22 protein-coding genes are annotated in these 22,422 nt (G+C 69.5%); 5 read left to right on the top strand and 17 right to left on the bottom strand.

Annotated features, from left to right (window positions below; genetic code table 11):
- Position 1: 1 nt before the first annotated feature.
- From LQ757_RS06845 to dusB, 5 genes are all read right to left on the bottom strand, one after another.
- The gene (locus LQ757_RS06845) at positions 2-1,096 is read right to left on the bottom strand and encodes an ABC transporter permease (RefSeq protein ID WP_231046485.1); all 1,095 of its coding nucleotides are present in this window, start codon (positions 1,094-1,096) and stop codon (positions 2-4) included.
- Positions 1,097-1,182: 86 nt separating this feature from the next.
- The gene (locus LQ757_RS06840; RefSeq protein WP_231046484.1) at positions 1,183-2,811 is read right to left on the bottom strand and encodes an ABC transporter substrate-binding protein; all 1,629 of its coding nucleotides are present in this window, start codon (positions 2,809-2,811) and stop codon (positions 1,183-1,185) included.
- A gap of 193 nt (positions 2,812-3,004) precedes the next feature.
- A complete protein-coding gene (gene dnaG / locus LQ757_RS06835; RefSeq protein ID WP_231046483.1) occupies positions 3,005-4,882 on the bottom strand; it encodes a DNA primase in 1,878 nt (625 codons plus the stop codon).
- A gap of 53 nt (positions 4,883-4,935) precedes the next feature.
- Positions 4,936-6,192: a deoxyguanosinetriphosphate triphosphohydrolase gene (locus LQ757_RS06830; RefSeq protein ID WP_231046482.1), complete on the bottom strand. Its 1,257-nt coding sequence runs from the start codon at positions 6,190-6,192 to the stop codon at positions 4,936-4,938.
- A gap of 1 nt (position 6,193) precedes the next feature.
- Positions 6,194-7,348: a tRNA dihydrouridine synthase DusB gene (gene dusB, locus LQ757_RS06825; RefSeq protein WP_231046481.1), complete on the bottom strand. Its 1,155-nt coding sequence runs from the start codon at positions 7,346-7,348 to the stop codon at positions 6,194-6,196.
- A 93-nt stretch (positions 7,349-7,441) separates the two neighbouring features.
- On the opposite strand from dusB, the gene LQ757_RS06820 reads away from it, so the two are divergent.
- Positions 7,442-7,918 (top strand): aminoacyl-tRNA deacylase, encoded by a 477-nt coding sequence (locus tag LQ757_RS06820; RefSeq protein WP_231046480.1) that lies wholly within the window; start codon positions 7,442-7,444, stop codon positions 7,916-7,918.
- An 84-nt stretch (positions 7,919-8,002) separates the two neighbouring features.
- Here the strand turns inward: LQ757_RS06820 and LQ757_RS19135 are convergent, their stop codons facing one another.
- From LQ757_RS19135 to LQ757_RS06810, 3 genes are all read right to left on the bottom strand, one after another.
- Entirely contained in the window at positions 8,003-8,134 is a 132-nt protein-coding gene (locus LQ757_RS19135; protein ID WP_255681150.1) for a hypothetical protein, read from the bottom strand.
- Entirely contained in the window at positions 8,131-8,787 is a 657-nt protein-coding gene (locus LQ757_RS06815; protein ID WP_231046479.1) for a DsbA family oxidoreductase, read from the bottom strand. The genes LQ757_RS19135 and LQ757_RS06815 overlap by 4 nt, the downstream gene beginning before the upstream one ends.
- A gap of 105 nt (positions 8,788-8,892) precedes the next feature.
- Positions 8,893-9,684: a Pr6Pr family membrane protein gene (locus LQ757_RS06810; protein ID WP_231046478.1), complete on the bottom strand. Its 792-nt coding sequence runs from the start codon at positions 9,682-9,684 to the stop codon at positions 8,893-8,895.
- A 182-nt stretch (positions 9,685-9,866) separates the two neighbouring features.
- Between LQ757_RS06810 and LQ757_RS06805 the strand changes: the two genes are divergently transcribed.
- Positions 9,867-10,235, top strand: a complete 369-nt coding sequence (locus LQ757_RS06805; RefSeq protein WP_231046477.1) for a GntR family transcriptional regulator — start codon at positions 9,867-9,869, stop codon at positions 10,233-10,235.
- Positions 10,236-10,255: 20 nt separating this feature from the next.
- A complete protein-coding gene (locus tag LQ757_RS06800) occupies positions 10,256-10,822 on the top strand; it encodes a P-loop NTPase family protein (protein WP_372459637.1) in 567 nt (188 codons plus the stop codon).
- A gap of 30 nt (positions 10,823-10,852) precedes the next feature.
- On the opposite strand, the gene LQ757_RS06795 is transcribed toward LQ757_RS06800, so the two are convergent.
- Together LQ757_RS06795 and recO are read right to left on the bottom strand one after the other, a co-directional pair.
- A complete protein-coding gene (locus LQ757_RS06795) occupies positions 10,853-11,656 on the bottom strand; it encodes an isoprenyl transferase (protein WP_231046475.1) in 804 nt (267 codons plus the stop codon).
- Positions 11,653-12,390, bottom strand: a complete 738-nt coding sequence (gene recO / locus LQ757_RS06790; protein WP_231046474.1) for a DNA repair protein RecO — start codon at positions 12,388-12,390, stop codon at positions 11,653-11,655. The genes LQ757_RS06795 and recO overlap by 4 nt, the downstream gene beginning before the upstream one ends.
- A 76-nt stretch (positions 12,391-12,466) precedes the next feature.
- On the opposite strand from recO, the gene LQ757_RS06785 reads away from it, so the two are divergent.
- Positions 12,467-13,183: a trimeric intracellular cation channel family protein gene (locus LQ757_RS06785; RefSeq protein WP_231046473.1), complete on the top strand. Its 717-nt coding sequence runs from the start codon at positions 12,467-12,469 to the stop codon at positions 13,181-13,183.
- Here LQ757_RS06785 and leuA read toward each other — a convergent pair.
- From leuA to LQ757_RS06760, 5 genes are all read right to left on the bottom strand, one after another.
- Positions 13,175-14,947, bottom strand: coding sequence for a 2-isopropylmalate synthase (gene leuA, locus LQ757_RS06780; RefSeq protein WP_231046472.1), 1,773 nt, complete (start codon positions 14,945-14,947; stop codon positions 13,175-13,177). The two genes, LQ757_RS06785 and leuA, sit on opposite strands and share 9 nt — an antisense overlap.
- A 230-nt stretch (positions 14,948-15,177) precedes the next feature.
- Positions 15,178-16,575, bottom strand: a complete 1,398-nt coding sequence (locus LQ757_RS06775; RefSeq protein WP_231046471.1) for an ABC transporter permease — start codon at positions 16,573-16,575, stop codon at positions 15,178-15,180.
- Entirely contained in the window at positions 16,572-17,333 is a 762-nt protein-coding gene (locus LQ757_RS06770) for an ABC transporter ATP-binding protein (RefSeq protein ID WP_231046470.1), read from the bottom strand. The genes LQ757_RS06775 and LQ757_RS06770 overlap by 4 nt, the downstream gene beginning before the upstream one ends.
- Before the next feature lie 166 nt (positions 17,334-17,499).
- Complete coding sequence (locus tag LQ757_RS06765) at positions 17,500-18,165, bottom strand: response regulator (RefSeq protein ID WP_308195580.1); 666 nt, start codon at positions 18,163-18,165, stop codon at positions 17,500-17,502.
- On the bottom strand, positions 18,162-19,352 hold the full coding sequence (locus LQ757_RS06760; RefSeq protein ID WP_231046469.1) for a sensor histidine kinase: 1,191 nt from the start codon (positions 19,350-19,352) through the stop codon (positions 18,162-18,164). Before LQ757_RS06760 ends, LQ757_RS06765 begins: the two co-directional genes overlap by 4 nt.
- 174 nt (positions 19,353-19,526) lie before the next feature.
- Between LQ757_RS06760 and LQ757_RS06755 the strand changes: the two genes are divergently transcribed.
- Positions 19,527-20,159, top strand: a complete 633-nt coding sequence (locus LQ757_RS06755) for a hypothetical protein (RefSeq protein ID WP_231046468.1) — start codon at positions 19,527-19,529, stop codon at positions 20,157-20,159.
- Between the two features lie 61 nt (positions 20,160-20,220).
- Here the strand turns inward: LQ757_RS06755 and era are convergent, their stop codons facing one another.
- Positions 20,221-21,114 (bottom strand): GTPase Era, encoded by an 894-nt coding sequence (gene era / locus LQ757_RS06750; RefSeq protein ID WP_231046467.1) that lies wholly within the window; start codon positions 21,112-21,114, stop codon positions 20,221-20,223.
- Complete coding sequence (locus tag LQ757_RS06745; protein WP_231046466.1) at positions 21,107-22,420, bottom strand: hemolysin family protein; 1,314 nt, start codon at positions 22,418-22,420, stop codon at positions 21,107-21,109. Before LQ757_RS06745 ends, era begins: the two co-directional genes overlap by 8 nt.
- Positions 22,421-22,422 lie beyond the last annotated feature (2 nt).

The raw sequence follows: 22,422 nt of genomic DNA, 5'->3' as shown, positions 1-22,422 counted from the left end.
GTCAGTACCTCACCCTCGGGTCGATGAACGCCGCGATGATGTCGACGACGAAGTTCGTGATCGCGACGATGATCGCGAGCATCACCACGATGCCCTGAACTGCCATGTAGTCACGCGACTCGATGAACTCGACGAGGATGAAGCCCAGTCCCTTCCACTCGAACGTCGTCTCGGTGAGCACCGCGCCGGCGAGCAGGAGCGCGATCTGCAGGCCGATCACGGTCACGATCGGGATCAGCGCGGGCCGGTAAGCGTGCTTGCGCAGGAGCCGGAGCTCGCCGACTCCGCGTGAGCGGGCGGCGTCGACGTAGTCGGTCGCCAGGGTGCCGATCACGTTCGTGCGCACGAGGCGGAGGAAGATGCCGGCGGTGAGGAGCCCCAGCGCGATCGCGGGGAGCACGGCGTGCGACAGCACGTCGGTGAGCACTTCGGGGTTGCCCGTCATCAGCGCGTCGATCGTGTAGAAGCCCGTCTTGTTGGGCAATACCTGCATCTGCAGCTCGGCGCTGACGCTCGCCCGGCCGGCGACCGGGAACCACTTCAGCCACACCGCGAAGATGAGCTTCAGGATCAGCGCGGCGAAGAAGACCGGGACGGCGTACCAGTAGATCGCGAGCACGCGGAACACCGCGTCCTGCGGCTTGTCGCGGTAGTACGCGGTGAGGAGGCCGAGCGGGATGCCGACGAGGAACGCCACGATGAGCGAGTAGAACACGAGCTCGAACGTCGCCGGCCCGTAGGTGGCGAGCACCTCGAGCACCGGCCGGTTCGTCGTGAGGGTCTCCCCGAAGTTGAACGTCGCGATCTGGCCGAGGTACTCGACGTATTGGATGAAGATCGGCCGGTCGAATCCGGCGGCGGCTCGCAGCTCTGCGAGCGCCTCGGGTCCGAGCCTCCCGCCCTGCGCGGCGGTGATCGGGTCGCCCGTCGTGCGCATCAGGAAGAAGACCAGCGTGACCAGGATGAAGATGGTCGGGAAGATCAGCAGGAAGCGGACGAGCAGGTATCGTGCGAACCCGCCTCCTTGCGACTTCGGCTTCGGCCGGCCGGCGGCGGGAAGGTCCTCCGTCGGGGCCGTGGTGTCAAGTGTGCTCATGGAATCCTCGGGGGTACAGGGGAACGGGGGCGACCCGCGGTAGCAGGTCGCCCCCGTCGTCGAGCTTCAACGACTCTAGTCCGTCATCAGCCCTTCGAGAGCGCCGCGTAGCGGAACTTGAACGACGCGTCGAGCGTGTCCTCGGCGCCCGCGACGTCGGAGCCGACGACCGCGACCTGCGCGCCCTGCATGTACGGGATCGTCGACAGGTCGGCCGCGACCTTGTCCTGGATCTCGCCGATGAGGGCCTCGCGCGCAGCCGGGTCGGCGGTGACGGCCTGCTCGAGGATCAGGTCGTTCACCTCGGGGTTGTCGTAGTGGTTCGCGAGGAAGTTCTCCGTGAGGAAGAACGGCGTGAGGTAATTGTCGGCGTCCGAGTAGTCGGGGAACCAGCCCAGCTGGTAGGCCGGGTACAGGTCCGCGACGCGGTCCTCGGAGTACTGGACCCACTCGGTCGACTGCAGGTTCACGGTGAACAGGCCGCTCGCCTCCAGGTTGTCCTTGATGATCGCGTACTCGTCGCTCGACGACGGTCCGTAGCGCTCGGCCACGTACTGGATCGAGATGTCCAGCGGGGTCGAGATGCCGGCCGCCGAGAGCCGCTCGGCCGCCTTGTCGGCATCGGGCCCACCGTTGCCGTCACCATAGAGGCCCAGCAGCGCCTCGTTCGCGCCGGTCAGGCCGGCCGGAACGTACGAGTACAGCGGCGTGAAGGTGCCCTTGTAGACGTCTTCGGAGATCGCGTCGCGGTCGATGAGGTCGGCGATCGCCTGGCGGACGGCGAGCGCCTTGGCCGGGTCGGCCTCGGCCGTCGTCGCACCGAACGGCATCGTGTTGAAGTTGAACACGAGGTAGCGGATCTCGCCGCCGGGGCCGTCGACGACCTTGACGTTGTCGTTGCCGCGGAGGTCCTCGATGTCCGTCGCGCTCAGCGTGCGGTGGGCCACGTCGACGTTGCCCTCCTGCACGTCGAGCTTCAGGTTCGAGGCGTCGGTGTAGTACTTCACGTTGACCGTGTCGGTCTTCGCCTCGCCGAGCAGGCCCTGGTAGTCGGCGTTCGCCTTGTACGAGATCAGGTTGTTGAAGTCGTAGCTGGTGATGACGTACTGTCCGGCGAACGCGTTGCCCGCGACGATGTCGTCGTCGGAGGTGAGCGAATCGGCCGAGAAGACGTCCTCGTCGACGATCGGACCGACCGGGCTCGAGAGGATCTGCGGGAAGATCTGGTCGTTCTCGGACTTGAGGTTGAAGACGACGGTCGTCTCGTCGACCGCGTCGACCGAGTCCAGGTTGTACAGCAGCGCCGCGGGCCCGTTCGGGTCTGCGATCGCGAGCTGGCGGTCGAACGTGAACTTCACGTCGGACGACGTGAGGTCGTTGCCGTTGGCGAACGTGAGACCCGGCTTGAGCGTCACGGTGTACTCGGTCGGGCCGGTGAACTCGGCGGACTCCGCGATGTCGGGCTCGACGTCGGGGCTGCCGTAGGGGGTGTTCAGCAGGAACGGGAACACCTGGTTCATGACGGCGAAGGAGCCGTTGTCGTACGAGCCGGCGGGGTCGAGCGCGGTGACCTGCTCGGTGGTGCCGATCGTCAGGGTGCCGCTGGCCTCGGTGCCGCCGCCGCCCGCCGTGCAACCGGCGAGTGCGAGGGCTGCCACCGAGACACCGGCCGCCGCGACGAGCGCGCGACGCCGGTTCGTGGATGCGGATGTCATATCCGTCTACCTCTTCCTGTTCAGGACTGAAACGCGCAGCACAGGATCGCGGCGCGTTGTCGTATCCCCCAGACCTAGCACACGGGGCCGGAAACCCTGCATGGTCGTGCGCTTGGACGGAGGAATATTTACCGAAGTGCAACCTTGGACGCAACCGATGCGCGTCACGGCCCGATTGCGCGACGGATGCCGCTCAGTCGTCGCGGAGCGCCCGGCGCTCGGTCTCGAGCTCGACGAGAGCGCGCTGCAGGGCGGCGAACGTCGTCTGGTCGGCCCGGTCGAGCCGTTGCAGCCGACCGAGCAGCTCGGATTTCTGACGAAGGAGCTCGCGGTCCACGAGCGAACTCACGACGCCCCGGGCGTACACCTCGAGCTCGGCCTCGCTGCGTTGCGGCACGGGCGCGACCGCGAGTTGCTGCACGACGCCGACGAACGGCTGCGGCACCTCGGCCATGACGCGGTCGACGCGCACGACCGGGTCGGGCGAGCCGAGCACCGACGCGATGCCGTCGCGCACGACCGTGAGGGTGGGATCGCCGAACCGGCTGTCGATCGCGTGCCGCAGCAGCTCATCGCCGACGCGGTCGGGGTACTGCAGCATCACCTGCAGCGCGTCGCGTTCGAGTCGCGTCGACGGGTCGTTCGGCAGCGCGGAGATCGAGAACGGCCGCTCCGGGACATCCGTCGGCGTTGCGTTCGCCGCCTGATGAGCGGATGCCACGGGCTGCGGCTGCGGCGACCCCGAAGACCTGCCTCGTGGCGAGGCACCGCGTACCGCGCGCGTGACCTCGCCGAGTTCGACGCCGAGCATGCGGGCGAGCTCGCGCGTGTACCCGGGCCGCATCGCCGGGTCGCGGATCTCGGCGACGACCGGCGCCGCCGCACGCAATGCCGCGACGCGTCCCTCGACCGTCTCGAGGTCGTACCGGCCCACGATCTGCCGGATGACGAACTCGAACATGGGCGTGCGCGACTCGACGAGGGCGCGCACCGCGGCATCGCCGCGCGCGAGTCGCAGGTCGCAGGGGTCGAGCCCGTCGGGCGCGACCGCCACGAAGGTCTGCGCGGCGAACCGCTGCTCTTCGGCGAAGGCACGCATCGCCGCCTGCTGTCCGGCAGCGTCGCCGTCGAAGGTGAAGACGACCTCGCCGACACCCGAGTCGTCGCCCAGCACACGCCGCAGCACCTTGATGTGATCGACGCCGAACGCGGTTCCACAGGTGGCGATCGCGGTGGTCACGCCCGCGAGGTGGCACGCCATGACGTCGGTGTATCCCTCGACGACCACGACGCGCCGACCCTTGGCGATGTCGCGCTTGGCGAGGTCGAGTCCGTAGAGCACCTGCGACTTGTGGTACACGGCGGTCTCCGGGGTGTTCAGGTACTTGGGGCCCTTGTCGTCGTCGAGCAGGCGCCGCGCGCCGAAGCCGACGGTCTGCCCGGTGACGTCGCGGATCGGCCACACGAGCCGGCCGCGGAAGCGGTCGTAGACGCCGCGATCGCCCTGCGAGACGAGACCGGCTGCCACGAGCTCGTCGGTGGTGAACCCGCGACCCTTGAGGTGGCCGGTGAGGGCGTCCCAGCTCTTCGGGGCGAATCCGACGCCGAAGCCCTTCGCCGCCGCGGCATCGAAGCCGCGCTCGCCGAGGAACCGCCGGCCCACCTCGGCCTCGGGCGAGCCGAGCCGCTCGACGAAGAACTCGGCGGCGGCCTGGTTGGCGGCGAGCAGGCGTGCCCGGTTGCCGTGGTCGGACGCCTGGCCGCCGTCTTCGTAGTGCAGCTCGTAGCCGATACGCGCTGCGAGGCGCTCCACCGCCTCCGTGAACGAGACGTGGTCCATGCGCTGGAGGAACGTGTAGACGTCGCCCGACTCACCGCAGCCGAAGCAGTGGTAATAGCCGACGCCCGGCCGCACGTTGAAGCTCGGGCTGCGCTCGTCGTGGAACGGGCAGAGTCCCTTCAGCGAACCCACGCCCGCGGACTTCAGGCTGACGTGGTCGCCGATGATGTCGGCGATGTTCGTGCGGGCCTTCACCTCGTCGACATCGCTCTGTCGAATTCGGCCCGCCATGGTCACATCCTATTCGTCGTCATCTGCTCGTCGGGCGGCCGGAGCTGAGCGGTTCAGTGCTGCACGAGCCGCTCGGACCACGCGAGCGCCGACTGGTCGGTGAGGCTCGCGACCTGGTCGACGACGACGCGCTTTCGTGCGGCGTCGTCGGGCGCGGCAGCCCAGTCTTCGGCGAAGCCCTGGTCGAGGTGCTGGTGACCCGTCTTCAACAGCACCTCGGCGAGCGAGGTGAGCACCTGCCGCTGCTGGTGGTAGATGGGCTGACGGGTGTTCTTGGACATCACGAAGGCCGCCACGATGCCCTTGAGCACCGCGATCTCGGCTTGGATCTCGCGCGGCACGATCACGTCGGCGTCGAAGCGGATGAGACTCGCGAGCGGGAACGCCGCCCGGGTGGCCACAGTCGCCTCGTGCGAGAACCTGCCGATGAGTTGGCTCGTGAGGTTCTTCAGGCGAGCCTGGTCGCGACGGCTGCCGTCCCAGGAGTCCATCCAGACCTCGAGCGAGTCGAGTCGGTCGAACGCGGCGATGAGCTCGTCGTGCCCGATCGCGCCGCCGATCCACTCGTACATCGACGAGACGAGGTCGTCGTGGTCGACGCGAGCGCCGAGGGCCTCGACGTCGATGTAGCCGTTGACGACGGCGTCTTCGAAGTCGTGCACCGAATACGCGATGTCATCGGAGAGGTCCATGACCTGTGCCTCGATGCAGAGGCGGCGTTCGGGCGCACCTTCGCGCAGCCATCGGAACACCTCGATGTCGTCGTGGTAGAACCCGAACTTCTGCCTGCCCGAGGGGTCGGCGACACCCGACGCTTCGGCCCAGGGGTACTTGCAACTCGCGTCGAGGCTCGCCCGGGTGAGGTTGAGCCCGTAGCCGCGGCCGTCGGGGCCGAACACCTTGGGCTCGAGGCGCGTGAGCAGTCGCAGCGTCTGCGCGTTGCCCTCGAACCCGCCGATGTCGGCCGCCCAGACGTTCAGCGCCTTCTCGCCGTTGTGCCCGAACGGCGGATGGCCGAGGTCGTGCGCGAGGCACGCGGTGTCGACGACGTCGGGATCAAGGGCGAGGTTCGTCGCGAGTTCTCGACCGATCTGGGCGACTTCGAGCGAGTGCGTGAGCCGGTTGCGGGCGAAGTCGAGGCCCGCGGTGGGGCTCAGTACCTGCGTCTTCGCGGCGAGACGGCGCAGCGCACTCGAGTGCAGCAGCCGTGCGCGGTCACGCGCGAAGTCGCTGCGCCGGGACCCGTGCTCTTCGGGGAGCCGACGCTCGGCGTCGGCGGCCTCATAGCCGCCGAAGAGTCGCTCGCGCACGTCAGCCGCCGCTCGTGTCGAGTTCGGCCCCGACGAGGGTCTCGCGATCGTCGCCGGCGAGCTCCTGCGAGGCGAGCCAGCCGTCGGGCAGGGCGGGGTTCTTCGGCGTGCCGGCCCGGCCGCGCGGCCCCTCGGCGCCCTCTCCCGGGTACGGCATCGACCAGTCGAGCGTTCCGAGCAGCTCATCGAGCTGCGCGAGCGATTCGACCGTCGCGAGTCGCGCGCGCAGGTCGCCGCCGACCGGGTACCCCTTGAAGTACCAGGCCACGTGCTTTCGGATGTCGCGGCACCCGCGCTCTTCGCTGTCGAAGAACTCGGTGAGCAGTTCGGCGTGCCGGCGGAACGTCTGCGCGACCTCGCCGAGGGTCGGCCGGGCGGTGGCGTCTTCGCCCCGGAAGCCCGCCGCGAGATCGCCGAAGAGCCACGGCCGACCGAGACACCCGCGCCCGACGACGACGCCGTCGCACCCGGTCTCGTCGACCATGCGCAGCGCGTCGTCGGCCGACCAGATGTCGCCGTTGCCGAGTACGGGCACACTCGTGACGGTCTCTTTGAGTTTGGTGATGGCCGACCAGTCGGCCTGCCCCGAGTAGAACTCGGCGGCCGTGCGGGCGTGCAGCGCGACTGCGGCGACACCGGCGCCCTCGGCGATGCGCCCCGCCTCGAGGTAGGTGAGGTGGTCGGCGTCGATGCCCTTGCGCATCTTGATCGTGAGCGGAATGTCGCCCGCGGCCTTCACCGCGCCCTCGACGATGCCGCGGAACAACCCGGTCTTCCACGGCAGGGCTGCTCCCCCGCCCTTGCGGGTGACCTTCGGCACGGGACATCCGAAATTCAGGTCGATGTGGTCGGCACGGTCTTCGGCGACGAGCATGGTGACGGCCTCGGCGACCGTCTTCGGGTCGACGCCGTAGAGCTGGATGGAGCGCAGCGTCTCGGACTCATGGTGCGTGATGAGGCGCATCGACTCGGGCGTGCGCTCGACGAGCGCACGCGACGTGATCATCTCGCTGACGTAGAGGCCCGCGCCGAACTCGCGACAGAGCAAGCGGAACGCCGTGTTGGTGATGCCGGCCATGGGCGCGAGCACGACGGGGACATCGAGCTCGAGGCCGCCGATCGTGAGCGGGTCGCGTGACAGGGTGGTTGTGGACATCACCGTCGATTCTCCCAGAGTTCGGGCCCACCTCGCCCGCGGCGAGTGTCGCGCGCCTAGGATTCTCGGAGAACCGATGGTGTGGAGGACGAGATGGCGGAGTTGACCGGAGCCGAACGCGTGCAGGCCGATGCCGCGGCGCGCGGCCTCGAGATCGAGGTCATCGAGCGGCCCGCAGCCGGCAGCCTCGAAGAGGCGGCCGAGCTCATGGGCATCACGCCGGCCGACATCGTGAAGTCGCTCGTCGTGAAGCGCAGCGACGACACGTACGTGTTCGCACTCGTTCCCGGTGGGCGCAAGATCTCGTGGCCCAAGCTGCGGGCGCTGCTCAGCGTCAACAAGCTGCAGCTGCCCGACGCCTCGCACGCACTGGCCGCGACCGGCTACGAGCGGGGCACCATCACACCGCTCGGCTCGACGACCGCGTGGCCCGTGGTCGTCGACGAGAGCGTCATCGGCCGTCGCGTCTCGATGGGAGCCGGCGAACACGGCCGCAGCCTCTTCGTCGACGCCGACGCGCTCATCGCCGCCCTCGAGGCGACCGTGGCCGACATCAGCGACCCCGAGTGACCGTTTCGCTGATCGAGTAGCGCCCGACGAAAGAGGACGCATATCGAGATCACCGCAGAGGGGTCTCGATACGGCGCTTCGCGCCTACTCGACCGGCGCCGCCGGCACGTAGCAGACGTCGCCCTCGCACACCATGGCCGAGGCGTCGCCGTCGAGCATCGCGAACGGCACCGGCGCCGGGGCATCCGACGGTGCGGTATCGAGGCGGTCGCTCATGCGGCCTTCTCGTCAGCCACCTGGCTGAGCGCCCGCGCGAAGACCTCGCTCGGCTGCGCGCCCGAGACGCCGTACTTTCCGTCGATGACGAAGAACGGCACGCCGTTGATGCCGTAGGCCTGCGCTTGTGCGATGTCGGCCTGCACGGCCGCGGCGAAGCGACCCGACTCGAGCGACTCGCGTGCAGCTTCGGCGTCGAGGCCGACTTCGGCCGCGAGTTCGACGAGTTCGTCGATTCGGCCGACGTGGCGGCTCTCCGTGAAGTAGGCGCGGAACAGCCGCTCGGAGAGCTCGAGCTGCAGTCCCTGCTCCTTGGCGAAGTGCAGCAGCTCGTGCGCCTTCAGCGTCTTGGTGTGCTGCAGCGTGTCGAAGTGGTAGTCGAGTCCGGCGGTCGCGGCGACGCCCGTCACGTGGTCGAGCATCTCGCGCACGCGCTCGGCGGGCAGCCCCTTGTGCTTGGCGAGGAAGTCGACCTCGGAACCCTCGAAGTCGACCGGCGTGTCGGGAGCGAGCTCGAACGAGTGATATGTGATCTCGACGTCGGGTGCGTCGTCGCCGAGCGACGAGATGCCGCCCTCGAGGTTGCGCTTGCCGATGTAGCACCAGGGGCAGGCGATGTCGGACCAGATGTCGATCTTGATAGGTTCACTCACGTTCTATGCGAACGGATGCATCGGCTCGGGTATTCCCCGGCGTGCATCACACGAAAACAGGAACTCGCTTGTGAGGACGGTGTCGCATTCCTGTTTTCGTGGACATCACGTCTGAGGTTCCTGTTCTCGCGACGACCGCACCGCCGGCTCGCGAGGTTCACTGCGCGGCGCCCCGAGGTGCGACACCCAGACGACGAGGATCGCCACGACCGTGAACGCCGCGGCGATCACGAGCACCCAGAACATCACGCCGAGGTACCAGTCATCCTGACGCGCGGGGTTCAGGAACGGGTACGGGTACCACGTCTCGACCTGCCTGACCTGGTCGAACACGAGCGGGCCCCGCACGAGCGTGAACGTCACCCAGACGATCGGGAACGAGATGATGACCCATACCCAGCGCCATGCGAGCTCGATGCGGCCGGGTGCGAGCAGCCAATCGAGCACGAGGAAGATCGGCGCGATCACGTGCATCACCTCGTTGGTCCACGGTGAGCTGTCGCCCCCGCCCGTCACCGGCAGCCCGCGCAGCAGCAGGTTGTAGACGATCCCGGTGATGGCCATGTACGTCACGACCGAGCCGCGCAGCACCGCGAACCACTTGGGGTCGCTCGGGCGCCCGGCGAACGCGAACACCGCTCCGATCATGAGCACCGCCGCCGCCGCGAGGTTCGACTCGATCGTGAAGTACGCGAAGAAGTTCACGTTGAGCGTGACGAGGTCGGCGAACCCCTGCTCGGCCCAGAACACGGCCGATCCGCGATAGGTCTCGATGGTCGCCGCGATGATCGCGACGGCCATGGCGATGCGGAGCACACTCCAGGCCATCGCGAAGCGTCGCCGAGCGGGCGCGGCGGTCGGAGCGGCAGTGGTGGTCGCGTCGGCCTCGGTGGTCACGCGGACAGCATATGGGGCTCGCGATTCGCCCGGCCGTCGTCCGGGGGCGTGGCGTGCGCAGCGCTACTGCGCCGCTTCCGGCGCGTCGACAGCCCCGCCGAAGCGGCGGCTACGAGGTCTTGTGCTAAATTCGCGATACAGATCATGTAGCAATCACTCGATACAAGATCGGATCGACTCGCGTGAGCGGACACCCGCCGGGGCTCTTCCCCGAGGAATCCGGCACCGCCGCGTGGATCTCCGAACAATTTCGTGGCTACATCGTCTCGGGACGTCTCGGCCGAGGTGAGCGACTTCCGACGGTCCGGCAGGCCGCGCGCGACCTCGGCGTCGCCCCCGGCACCGTCGCGAGGGCCTACAAGATGCTCGAACGCGACGGGCTCATCGTGACGCGCGGGGCGGCTGGCACGCGTGTCGCCGACACACCGTCCGTGCTGCCTGGCGCCCTCGTCGCCGATATCCGAGCCCTCGTCGCTCGGGCGCGCGGCGACGGTGTGAGTGAGGAGGACGTCGTCAGCGCCATCCGCAGCGTCTGGGCCACGAACACCTGACGAGCGGCCGATATGGTCGGATGGTGCTCAGCTCACGTGATCCACTGCCCCGTGAGCCGCGTCGCATCCTCGTCGCGGGCACGAGCGGCTCCGGGAAGTCGACGCTCGCGCGCCGAATCGCCGGCGCCGTCGGTGTGCCGTACGAGGAGCTCGACGCACTGAGGCACGGACCCGATTGGCAGCCGCGCGCCACGTTCGCGCTCGATGTCGAGGCGCTCATCGCACAACCGGCGTGGGTGACCGAGTGGCAGTACCCCGAGGTCCGGCAGCGACTCGCGCAACGTGCCGACCTCCTCGTCTGGCTCGACTTCCCGCGCGCGGTCGTGATGTCACGGGTGGTCAGGCGCACGGTCGCGCGGCGGTTGAATCGCACCGAGCTCTGGAACGGGAATGTCGAGGCCCCGCTGCGCACGATGTTCACCGATCGCGATCACATCATCCGGTGGGCGTGGCGCACGCACGCCACGTGGCGAAGCATGGTCGCAGACGCCGAGGTGCGACATCCGCACCTCATGGTCGTGCGCCTGGGCGGTCCGGCGCAGGCCGACGACTGGATCAACGGCCCGCTCGCGGACATGCGACGCTGACCGAAGTCTGAGCGATATGGCCGGCTGACCTCATGCGGTCGGCGCGTCGACCGCCCCACCGAAGCGGCGGTTGCGACCCGCGTAGAGGTCGATCGCCTGCCACAGGTCGGTTCGCGAGAAGTCCGGCCAGAGCGTGTCGAGGAACACCATCTCGGCGTACGCCGACTGCCAGAGCAGGAAGTTCGACGTGCGTTGCTCGCCCGAGCTGCGCACGAACAGGTCGACGTCGGGCAGTTCGGGCACGTACAGACGGCGGGCGATCAGTTTCTCGCTCACGGCCGAGGGCTTCAGTCGACCGGCCGCCACGTCGTCGGCGATCGAGCGTACTGCGTCGGTGAGTTCGTTGCGGCCGCCGTAGTTCACGCACATCGTGAGCGTCAGGGTGTCGTTGCCCGCCGTGAGCTTCTCGGCGAACTGCAGCTCGTTGATCACCGACGCCCAGAGGCGAGGCCGGCGCCCCGCCCAGCGGATGCGCACGCCCCACTCGTTGAGCTGGTCGCGGCGACGGTGCAGCACGTCGCGGTTGTAACCCATGAGGAAGCGCACCTCGTCGGGCGACCGCTTCCAGTTCTCGGTCGAGAACGCGTACACCGAGAGGTGCTTCACGCCCGCCTGGATCGCGCCGGCGACGACGTCGAGCAGCGCCGCCTCACCGGCCTTGTGCCCCTCGATGCGCGTGAGACCTCGACGGTTCGCCCAACGGCCGTTGCCGTCCATGACGATCGCGACGTGCTCGGGCACGGCGCCCTTCGGGTAGTCGGGCGGGTACAGGCCGGTCCAGTCGACGGGCTTGTAGGGCATCGCGTCGCGGTGCGTGAAGGGCTTGGGGCTCACGTGGTGGTCGTTTCTCTCGAGACGTGCGGCAATGAGCGCAGCCCGCGCTCGAGGTGCCACTGCGTGTAGGCGGCGATGATGCCACTCGCCTGGTTCCGGTCGGTGGCGCTCGCCGCGTCGGCATAGGTCCAGTCGCCGGCCAGCAGCGCGCCGAGCAGCCCGACGGTCGAGGCCGCGATTCGCGGGGTTCCGGGCGGGGCGCAGTCGTCGCAGACGACGCCGCCGAGCTGCACGACGACGGCGGTGTGCGCACCGGCACGCCCGCAGCGGGCGCAGTCCTGGAAGCTCGGCGCCCACCCGGCCAGGGCGAGCGCACGCAGCAGGTACGAGTCGAGCGTGAGTCCGGCACCGTGCTCCCCTCGCGCGAGCGACCGCAACGCGCCGACGAGCAACAGGTACTGCTGCAGCGAACCTTCGGCCTCAGTGAGCTTGTCGGCGGCCTCGACCATCGCGTTCGCGGCCGTGTAGGCCGCGTAGTCCTGGGAGATCTCGGCCCCGTACGAGCCGAGCGACACCGCCTGGGTGACCACGTCGAGGCTGCGGCCCTCGTAGAGCTGCAGGTCGGCGACCATGAACGGCTCGAGTCGCGAACCGAACTTCGAACCCGTCCGGCGAACGCCCTTGGCGACCGCGCGCACCTTGCCGTGCTGCCGAGTGAGCAGGGTCACGATGCGGTCGGCTTCGCCCAGCTTGTGGGTGCGCAGCACGACGGCTTCATCTCGGTACACGGGCACCCTTCGATTCTCCCATCGAGCGAAGTACCGCGTCATCCGTGGCGCTGGCGATCCGCCGACTCGGCAGAATGAGGGGGTGGAATCCGCGCAATTCGTCATCCCGCTCTGGCTGGACCTCACCGCGGTCGGGCTGGGCGGCATCCAGGGTGCGCTGTTCGCCTCGGGCTTCCGTGGCGAGCGTCGACTCGACCTGCTCGGCGTCGCGATCGTCGGCATCGTGATGGGGTTCGGCGGCGGCATCATCCGCGACCTGCTGCTCAACGTGCCCATCGGAGCTCTGCAGAGCAATTGGTACTTGACCACCGCGGTGGGCGCGTCGCTCATCGGCATGCTCCTGGCCGCCCCGCTGCAGCGGCTCAGCGCCGTCATCGTCGGACTCGACGCGATCGTGATCGGCATGTTCGGCGCGCTGGGCACCAGCAAGGCGCTCGCGCTCGGACTTCCTGAGCTGCCCGCCATCTTCGTCGGCGTCGCGGCCGCGGTCGGCGGCGGAATCCTGCGGGACATGCTGATGAGCCTCCCCGTGGCGATCATGCACGTCGGCTCGCTGTATGCGGTCGCCGCCGGCGCCGGATGCATCGTGCTCGCCGTGCTCGACCTCGCCGGCGTCCCGATCTTCATCGCGGGACTCGTCTGCGTCATCGTCACGGCCGTGATCCGCCTGCTCGCGGTGATCTTCGACCTCTCGCTCCCCGAGCAGCGCATGCTGAACCGCCGCAAGGTGGCGACCGAGACCGGCGTGATGCCGATCGTCGGCCGCCGACCCTGGTCAGGGCGACCCCGGTCAGACTGAGGCAGTCGCGAGCTCGCGTTCAGCGGCCCGCACGCGCAGCGCGCGGTTGACCGCCGAGACCACGGCCTTCAGCGACGCCGTCGAGATGTCGGCGTCGATGCCGACGCCCCACAGCACCCGTCCTTCGACCTCGAGCTCGACGTACGCGGCGGCCTGCGAGTCGCCGCTCGCCGAGAGGGTGTGCTCGACGTAGTCGCGAAGCTTGACGTCGACGCCCTCGGCGCCGAGCACGGCGAGGAACGCCGAGATCGGGCCGTTGCCGCTCGCATCGGCCTCGACGCGCTCATCGCCGTCGCGCAGGCCGACCCGCACGTTGACGACGCCGTTGAGGGCGCTCTCGGTGCGCAGCGAGAGCAGCTCGAAGCGGCCCCACTTCTCGTCGGGGCGGTCGGCGGCCGCCGGCAGGTACTCGTCGGTGAAGACCCGCCAGATCTCATCGCTCGAGACCTCGCCGCCCTCGGCATCGGTCTTGGCCTGCACGACGCCCGAGAACTCGATCTGCAGGCGACGCGGCAGGTCGAGCGCATGGTCGGTCTTCAGCAGGTAGGCGACGCCGCCCTTGCCCGACTGCGAGTTGACCCGGATGACGGCCTCATAGCTGCGGCCCAGGTCTTTCGGGTCGACCGGCAGGTACGGCACCGCCCACTCGAGGTCGTCGACGGCGACGCCGCGGCGTGCGGCCTCGGCCTCCATGGCCTCGAAGCCCTTCTTGATCGCGTCTTGGTGCGAGCCCGAGAAAGCCGTGTAGACGAGGTCGCCGGCCCATGGCTGGCGCTCGGGCACGGCCAGCTGGTTGCAGTATTCGACGGTGCGCTTGACCTCGTCGATGTCGGAGAAGTCGATCTGCGGGTCGATGCCCTGGGTGAACAGGTTCACGCCGAGCGCGACGAGGTCGACGTTGCCGGTGCGCTCGCCGTTGCCGAACAGGCATCCCTCGATGCGGTCGGCGCCGGCCAGGTAGCCCAGCTCGGCGGCGGCGACGGCCGTGCCGCGATCGTTGTGGGGGTGCAGCGAGAGGATGACGTTCTCGCGGTGGGCCAGGTGGCGGCTCATCCACTCGATCGAGTCGGCGTACACGTTGGGCGTCGCCATCTCGACCGTGGCCGGCAGGTTGATGATGACCTTGCGCTCGGGCGTGGGCTCGAAGATCTCGATCACTTGGTTGCAGACATCGACGGCGAACTCGAGCTCGGTGCCCGTGTAGCTCTCGGGCGAGTACTCGTAGAAGACGGTCGTGCCGGGGATCGTCGCCTCCTGCTCGCGACACTTGCGGGCGCCGTGCAGGGCGATGTCGATGATGCCCTGCTTGTCGGTGCGGAACACGACCTCGCGCTGCAGGATGCTCGTGGAGTTGTAGAGGTGCACGATCGCCTGCTTCGCGCCGGCGATCGCCTCGTAGGTGCGCTCGATGAGGTGGTCGCGTGCTTGGGTCAGCACCTGGATGGTGACGTCGTCGGGGATCGCCTGCTCGTCGATGAGGCTGCGCACGAAGTCGAAGTCGGTCTGGCTCGCCGACGGGAACCCGACCTCGATCTCCTTGTAGCCCATGCGGACGAGCAGGTCGAACATGATCCGCTTGCGCTCGGGGCTCATGGGGTCGATCAGGGCCTGGTTTCCGTCGCGCAGGTCGACGGCGCACCAGCGCGGGGCCTGCTCGATGCGCTTGGACGGCCAGGTGCGATCGGGCAGGTCGACGCGGATCTGCTCGTGGAACGGGCGGTACCGGTGGACGGGCATCGCCGAGGGCTTCTGGGTGTTCTGCATGGGGTGCTCTTCTCGCTTCTGTTCGGATGTTTCAGCCGACGACGAACTCCGCAGCGAGGGAGGCCTGGGTTAGGACTCGCTGCGGCAGCTAAGGAGAAGCAGACCGTGAAGCACGCGTCAAGGCTAACACCGCGCGGGCGCGGGGGCGCAAACATGACGGGCGAGCGGATGTCTCCCCCGGGACATCCGCTCGCCCGCCGGTCATTCACGCCACGTGTGCCGGCCAGTCCCTACTCGACCGCGAGGGCGACCACCGGCGAGACGCGTGCGGCCCGACGCATGGGCGCGACGGATGCCGCGAGCGTGAGCAGCGCCGCAGCCACGACGACGATCGCGACGATGAGCCACGGGATCGCCGGGGCCACGATCGCCGGGGCGCCGCCGACCGAGCCGAGCATGGACTGCGCCCCCGCCCATCCGTACACGACCCCGAGCACGAGTCCTGTGGCCGTTGCGGCGACGGTGAGCGCCGCCGCCTCGACGAGCACCATCGCGCGGATCTGCCGGCGATCGAAGCCGAGCGCACGCAGCAGGCCCAGTTCGCGGGTGCGCTGCATGATGCTGATCGACAGGGTGTTCACGAGGCCGACCGCGGCGATCACCGCGCTGAAGCCGATGAGCGCGGAGAACACCGCGACGGTCCCGTCCACCATCGGTCCGATCTCGCTCTGCAGCGCGGGCTCGTCGGCGAACGCGGTCGTGAGCATGGTGCGATACGACTCCATCGTCACGGCGAAGGTCGTGACGAGGGTCACGCCGATCACGATGCCGATCGTCATCCGCGCGGATCGCTCGGGGTGCCGCACCGCGTTCTCGGCAGCGAGGCGGGCGGCGGGACGGCCGCCGAACAGCGAACCGACCGCCCGCAGCACGGGCGGCATCACGCGGTGCGCGGCGAGCACGATGCCGGTGAACGACAGGATGCCGCCGACCAGTCCGATGAGCACGCCCTCGGGGCGGACGAGGCCGACGAGCACGCCGAGCACGAGCAGCAGCGCCCCGAGGATGACGAACACCCACGCCGCGACGGTGCGGCCGACGCGCGAGGAGACCTCGTCGAGGTCGGCCTCGGCGGAGTTGCCAAGCGCCTGCACCGGGCGCACGGCGAGCACCCGGCGCGAGCCCGTCCACGCCGCGAGCCACGTCGTGAGCACGACCGCGCCCATCGGAAGCAGCACGACCGGGTCGAGCAGCGAGCGTTCGACGCTCGGGATGACCCCCTGCGCCACCCCGACCTCGCCGAGCACCCAGGCCGACGCCGACCCGACGACCGCGCCGAGCGCAGCCCCGAGGGCGCCGATGACGAGTCCCTCACGCGCGATCGCCGCACGCTGCGAACGGGCGCTCGAGCCGATGAGGCGCAGCAGCGCGATCTGCCGGGTACGTCCGGCGACGATCGTCGCGACGGTGTTCGCCGTGACGACGGCGCTCACGTACACAGCGATCGTGATGAACACGCTCGCCACGATGCCCAGCATGAGGCGCACCGTTCCACTCGACCCGGTCACGTCGTCCTCCGCGAGCACGGCCGCGAGGATCCCCGTCACCTGCAGCAGCGCGACGCCGAACGCCGCCGCGAGGGTCGCGACGAGGAGCGTCGGCCCCTGATCGCGCAGCCGGCCGTTCACGCCGCCGTCTCCATGCCGAGCATGAACGCCGAGATGTCCTCGGCGCTCGATCGGCCGGCGTCGCGCACGATGCGCCCGTCGGCGAGGAACAGGATGCGGTCGGCGTGGCTCGCGGCGATCGGGTCGTGCGTCACCATCGCGATCGACTGGCCGTAGCGCGCGCTCGCCGCGGCGAGCAGGCCGAGCACCTCGCGGCCCGTGCGCGAGTCGAGGTTGCCCGTGGGCTCGTCGGCGAACACGAGATCGGGCCGCGTCGCGAGCGCCCGTGCGATCGCGACGCGCTGCTGCTGGCCGCCCGAGAGCTCGTGCGGTCGGTGGCGCAGCCGCGCGCCGAGGCCGAGGGTCTCGACGAGTTCGTCGATCCACTCCTGCTCGTCGCGGCTCGGGCGGCGTCCGTCGAGTTCGAACGGCAGCATGATGTTGCCGCGCACGTCGAGCGTGGGCACGAGGTTGAACGACTGGAAGACGAACCCGATGCGCCGACGGCGAAGCACCGTGAGCGCGCTGTCGGAGAGCTCGGTGATGTCGGTGTCGCCGAGCCATGCGCGGCCCGATGTCGGCGAGTCGAGGCCGGCCATGATGTGCATCAGGGTGGACTTGCCCGAGCCCGACGGGCCCATGATCGCCGTGAACTCGCCGCGGCGCAGGCCGAGCGACACGTCGTCGAGCGCGGTGACGGAACCCGAGCCGCTTCCGTAGCGCTTGCCGAGTTCGGCGACGCGGGCGATGAGGCCGAGGTCTGAGGGTTGGATCTGCATGCCTTCGACGCTACGGATGCACCGTGGCCCGAGTCATCCGACGGCCGGATGGTTCGCCGTCATCCTCTGGGATGACCCTGTTGCGGGTTGAGGAGCGAAGCGTCTCGAAACCCTCGTTGCCCGAACGTCGGTTTCGAGACGGCGCCGGCGCGCCTCCTCAACCCGCTCAGTCCGGGAGTTCGTGCTCGTAGGCGAACACCACGAGCTGCACGCGGTCGCGCAGGGCCAGTTTCGCGAGGATCCGGCTGACGTGGGTCTTCACGGTCGCCTCGCTGAGGAACTCGGACGTCGCGATCTCGGCGTTCGAGAGCCCGCGTGCCGCGAGCCCGAAGATCTCGCGCTCGCGCGGGGTGAGCTCGCCCCATGCGACGGGTGCCGGGCGGCGTCCGTTGCCACGGCCGACGTGCGCGAACAGCTCGCGTGTCGCGCTCGCGGCGATCACCTGGTTGCCCTGGTGCACGGTTCGGATCGCGGCGAGGAGGAATTCGGGGTCTGCGTCCTTCAGGACGAACCCGCTCGCTCCCGCGCGGATGGCGCGGGCGGCGTTCTCATCGAGGTCGAACGTCGTGAGCACGACGATGCGCGGCGCGCGCCGGCCGTCTTCGTCGGCGTCGGCGAGGATGCGTTCGGTCGCGTGGATCCCGTCCTGCAGCGGCATGCGGACGTCCATGAGGATGACGTCGGGCCGCGAGCGGGCGGCCAGGGCGAAAGCAGCGACGCCGTCGCCCGCCTCGCCGACGACCTCGAGATCGGGTTGCGACTCGACGAGCATGCGGACACCGGCGCGGAACAGCGCCTGGTCGTCGACGAGCGCGACTCGGATGGGACTCACGCGACGCTCCCCTGCTGGGTCGGAATATGTGCACGCACCCGGAACACGCCGTCGTCGCCGGCCTCGGCGACGAGCGACCCGCCCGCGAGGTGGGCGCGCTCGCGCATGCCCGGGATGCCATGGCGGAACGCGTGCGACTCGGGCGGCGGGACATCCGCTCGCATCGCGTTCACGAGCGTCACGTCGACGCCTTCCGGCGCCCATGCGAACGCGAGCTCGACCGGCTCGTCGGTGTCGCCGTGGCGCAGAGCGTTCGTCAACCCCTCCTGCACGATGCGGTAGACCGCGATCTGGTTGCCCGTGCCGAGCTGCGTGGGGTCGCCGGACTCGGTGAATCGCACGTCGAGGCCCGCGGCACGCACCTGACCGAGCAACTCGCCGAGGTCGTCGAGCACCGGCTGCGGCGAATCGGCCTCGGCGTGGCGGAGCTCGGCGAGCAACAGGCGCACGTCGCCCAGCGCACCGCGCGCGACGCCGGCGATCGTGCCGAGTCCCCCGATCGCCGCCTCGGGATCGGTGCGGGCGGCGAACCGGGCGCCGTCGGCCTGGGCGATGACCACCGCGAGCGAATGGGCGACGACGTCGTGCATGTCGCGGGCGATGCGGTTGCGTTCCTGCTCGACGACGTAGCGGTACTCCACGAGTTCGCGCTCGCGGTTCGCGATCTCCTCGCGGCGTCGGATCTCGCGGGTGTCGCGCACCGACCGCACGAGGAGGCCGGTGGTCCACGCGAGCACGAGCACGGCGATCGAGGCGACGAAGAGGATCGCCGACATCGTGAGCATGCCGATCGCGTCGGTCGGGCCGACGAATGCAGCGCCCGCCAGCGGCTTCACGATCGCGAGGTAGCCCGTCGCCAGGAGCGCCCCGACGCCTGCCGACGCGAGGCCGAGCCACTTGACGGCCGGCCGGCCGTGCGCGGCGGTCGAGTACAGCACGCCGAGCACGGCGGCGTCGTAGAGCTGCAGGTCGCGCAGCATCAGCATCTGCGCGAGTGCGGCCGCCCACGCGATGCCGAGCGACCAGGCCGGGGAGCGGCGGCGCACCGCGAGAGCCGCGGCGAACACCGCGAGCACGATCAGGTCGGCCCATCCGCCGAGCACCGCGAACGGCAGGCACACCAAGGCGAACACGCCGGCGAGCACGATGTCGGTCGTGAGCTGCGCGCGGGTGATGGTCGAGGGCACCGATCCACCGTACGCGCTCAGGCTGATGCCGACCGTGTGGGGACGGGAGAATCATCCGATGGTCGTACGGCGCCGACCCCACCGCCGGTGCGGCGGAATCAGACGATCGAGCGGGGCGGAACGTTGCGTCGCGCCGACAACCGGTGCGGGCGGACAATGGGATCGGAGGCCGACATGGATCGACGCATGTTCACGCGGGTCGCGCTCGCGGCAGTCGTCGCGGTGCTGCTCAGCGCGTGCGCCGGCATCGCCGGCCCCGATCCGGGCGGGAGGCCCCCGCCGTTCCCGACGCCGTTCCCGGCTGCTCCGGTCGAGGTGCAGGGCGTCGGCACCGTGCTCGAACAGGGCGGGCGCCCCGAGCTGTGCCTCGGTGCAGTCGCGGAATCGTACCCGCCCCAGTGCGGCGGGCCGCCGATCATCGGGTGGGACTGGGACGCCGTCGACGGCGAAGAGACCGCGAACGAGGTCACCTGGGGCGCATACGCCGTCTGGGGCGAGTGGGACGGCGAGACGTTCGCAGTCACGCGCGATCCGGTGCTCGCCGCGCTCTACGATCCCATGGCCACGCCGCTCGATCCCAACCCCTGGGACGAGGGCCTTCCCGCCGGCCCGCTGCCCGAAGCCGACGCGATCGCCCTGCAGGCGCAACTGCCCGACGCGGTCCCCGGACTGCTGTCGACGACACCCGTGAACGGGCGGCTCGTCGTGCAGGTGATGTTCGACGACGGCACGCTGCAGGCGGCGTTCGACGAACGCTACGGCGACGACGCCGTCGTCGTGATCTCGAGCCTGCAGCCCGTCGAGTAGCGGCCGCGCACCCGGGCGGGCGCGTGCGGCGCGTGCGTGCCGGGCGCGCGGCGTGCCCGCGTCAGAACCCGAGTCGACCCAGCTGCTTCGGATCGCGCTGCCAGTCCTTCGCGACCTTGACATGCAACGCGAGGTAGACCTTGCGGCCGAGGAGCTGCTCGATCTGCGCCCGCGCGGTCGCACCGACCTCGCGCAGGCGGGCGCCGCCCTTGCCGATGATGATGCCCTTCTGGCTGTCGCGCTCGACGAAGAGGTTCGCGTAGACCTCGACGAGGTCCTTGTCGTCACGCTCGATGAGATCGTCGACCGTCACCGCGATCGAGTGCGGCAGTTCGTCGGAGACGCCCTCGAGCGCCGCCTCGCGCACGAACTCTGCGATGCGCTCGGTGACGTCTTCATCGGTGAGCGTCTCGGCCGGGTACAGCGGCTGGTCGGCCTCGGGCATCAGCGTCAGCAGTTCGTCGACGAGCACCTCGAGCTGCTCGCCGCGCGGTGCCGATACGGGCACGATCGAAGCCCACTCGCGCAACTGCGACACCGCGAGCAGCTGCTCGGCGACCTTGGCCTTCGAGGTGGCGTCGGTCTTCGTCACGATCGCGACCTTCTTCGCGCGCGGGTACTGATCGAGCTGCTCGTTGATGAAGCGATCGCCCGGGCCGATCGGCTCGTTCGCCGGGACGCAGAACGCTATCACGTCGACGTCGCCGAGGGTCGACTGCACGAGCGTGTTCAGGCGCTCGCCGAGCAGGGTGCGCGGCCGATGCAGCCCCGGGGTGTCGACGAGGATCAGTTGCCCGTGCTCGCGGTGCACGATGCCCCGGATCGCCCGTCGGGTCGTCTGCGGCTTGGAGCTCGTGATCGCCACCTTCTCACCGACGAGCGCGTTGGTCAGGGTCGACTTGCCCACATTGGGCCGGCCCACGATCGAGACGAATCCGGCACGGTATTCAGCCACGGCTGTTCCTTTCCAGCGGCTCGACGTCGAACGCGGCGTGCGCGTCGATGAGCGCCTGATCGGCCTCGACGAGGATCGTCGAGATGCGCTTGCGCCGACCCTCGGTGCGTTCGGCCGAGAGGTGGAGGCCCGAGACGGTCGCCTGTTCGCCCGGCTGCGGCAACCGCCCGAGCTCCTTGGCGAGCAGTCCGCCCGCCGAGTCGACGTCTTCGTCTTCGAGGTCGAGCCCGAAGAGTTCGCCGAGCTCGTCGATCGGAAGCCGCGCGTTCACGCGGTAGCGCCCGTCGCCGAGTTCCTCGACCTGCGCCGCCTCTCGGTCGTACTCGTCGGAGATGTCGCCGACGAGCTCCTCGATGAGGTCTTCGAGGGTGACGAGACCGGCGATGCCGCCGTACTCGTCGACGACCATGGCGAGATGGTTGGACTCGAGCTGCATCTGGCGCAGCAGGGCGTCGGCCTTCATCGAGTCGGGAACGAAGACCGCGGGTCTCACGAGCTCGCCGACCGTGAGCGCCTCGGCGTCGATCGGCCGCTCGAAGCTGAGCCGCGCGATGTCGCGCAGGTAGAGGATGCCGATCACGTCGTCGGCATCGTGGGCGATCACCGGGATGCGCGAGAAGCCGGCCCTCAGGAACAGCGCCATCGCCTGCGGCAGGTGTGCCGTGGAATCGATCGTGACCATGTCGGTGCGCGCGACCATGACTTCGCGTGCGACCGTGTCGTTGAACTCGAAGATCGAGTGGATGAGCTCGCGATCGCCCTCTTCGAGGACGTCGAGCTCTGTCGCCTCGTCGACCAGGCTGAGCAGCTGCTCTTCGCTCGAGACGCCCGCGAAGCGGATGCGGCCGGGCGTCACCCGGTTGCCGAGCGACACGAGGGCGTTCGCGAGCGGCCCGAGCAGCACCCGGAGGAAGTGCACGAGCGGCGCCGTGAGCCTGAGCAGGGTCGACGCGTGTGCGCGCCCGACGCTGCGCGGGCTCGCGCCGACGAGCACGAACGACGCGGCGGTCATGATGAGCGCGGCGTACAGCAGCACGAGCCAGATGTTGTCGATGAAGAACGTGAACGCGAGTGTCACGAGCACGGCCGCCGTGGTCTCGGCGATGATGCGAACGAAGTTCACGGCGTTCACGTGCGCGCCGGTGTCTTCGGCGATGGCGAGCAGTGAGCGCCGCGCCCGCGACTCGAGTGCGAGCTGGGCCACGTCGGCGCGCGAGCTGACGCCGATCGCGGCGTCGACGGCCGCCATGAGGCCGCCGAATGCGACGAGCATGAAGGCCGCCGCGAGGAAGAGCCAGGGCAGCATGG

The organism is Agromyces cavernae, assembly GCF_021044935.1.
In the GTDB taxonomy this organism is placed as follows: Bacteria; Actinomycetota; Actinomycetes; order Actinomycetales; family Microbacteriaceae; genus Agromyces; species Agromyces cavernae.
The sequence above is the reverse complement of the archived record's forward strand: the minus strand, read 5'-3'. Positions and strand labels throughout refer to the sequence as shown.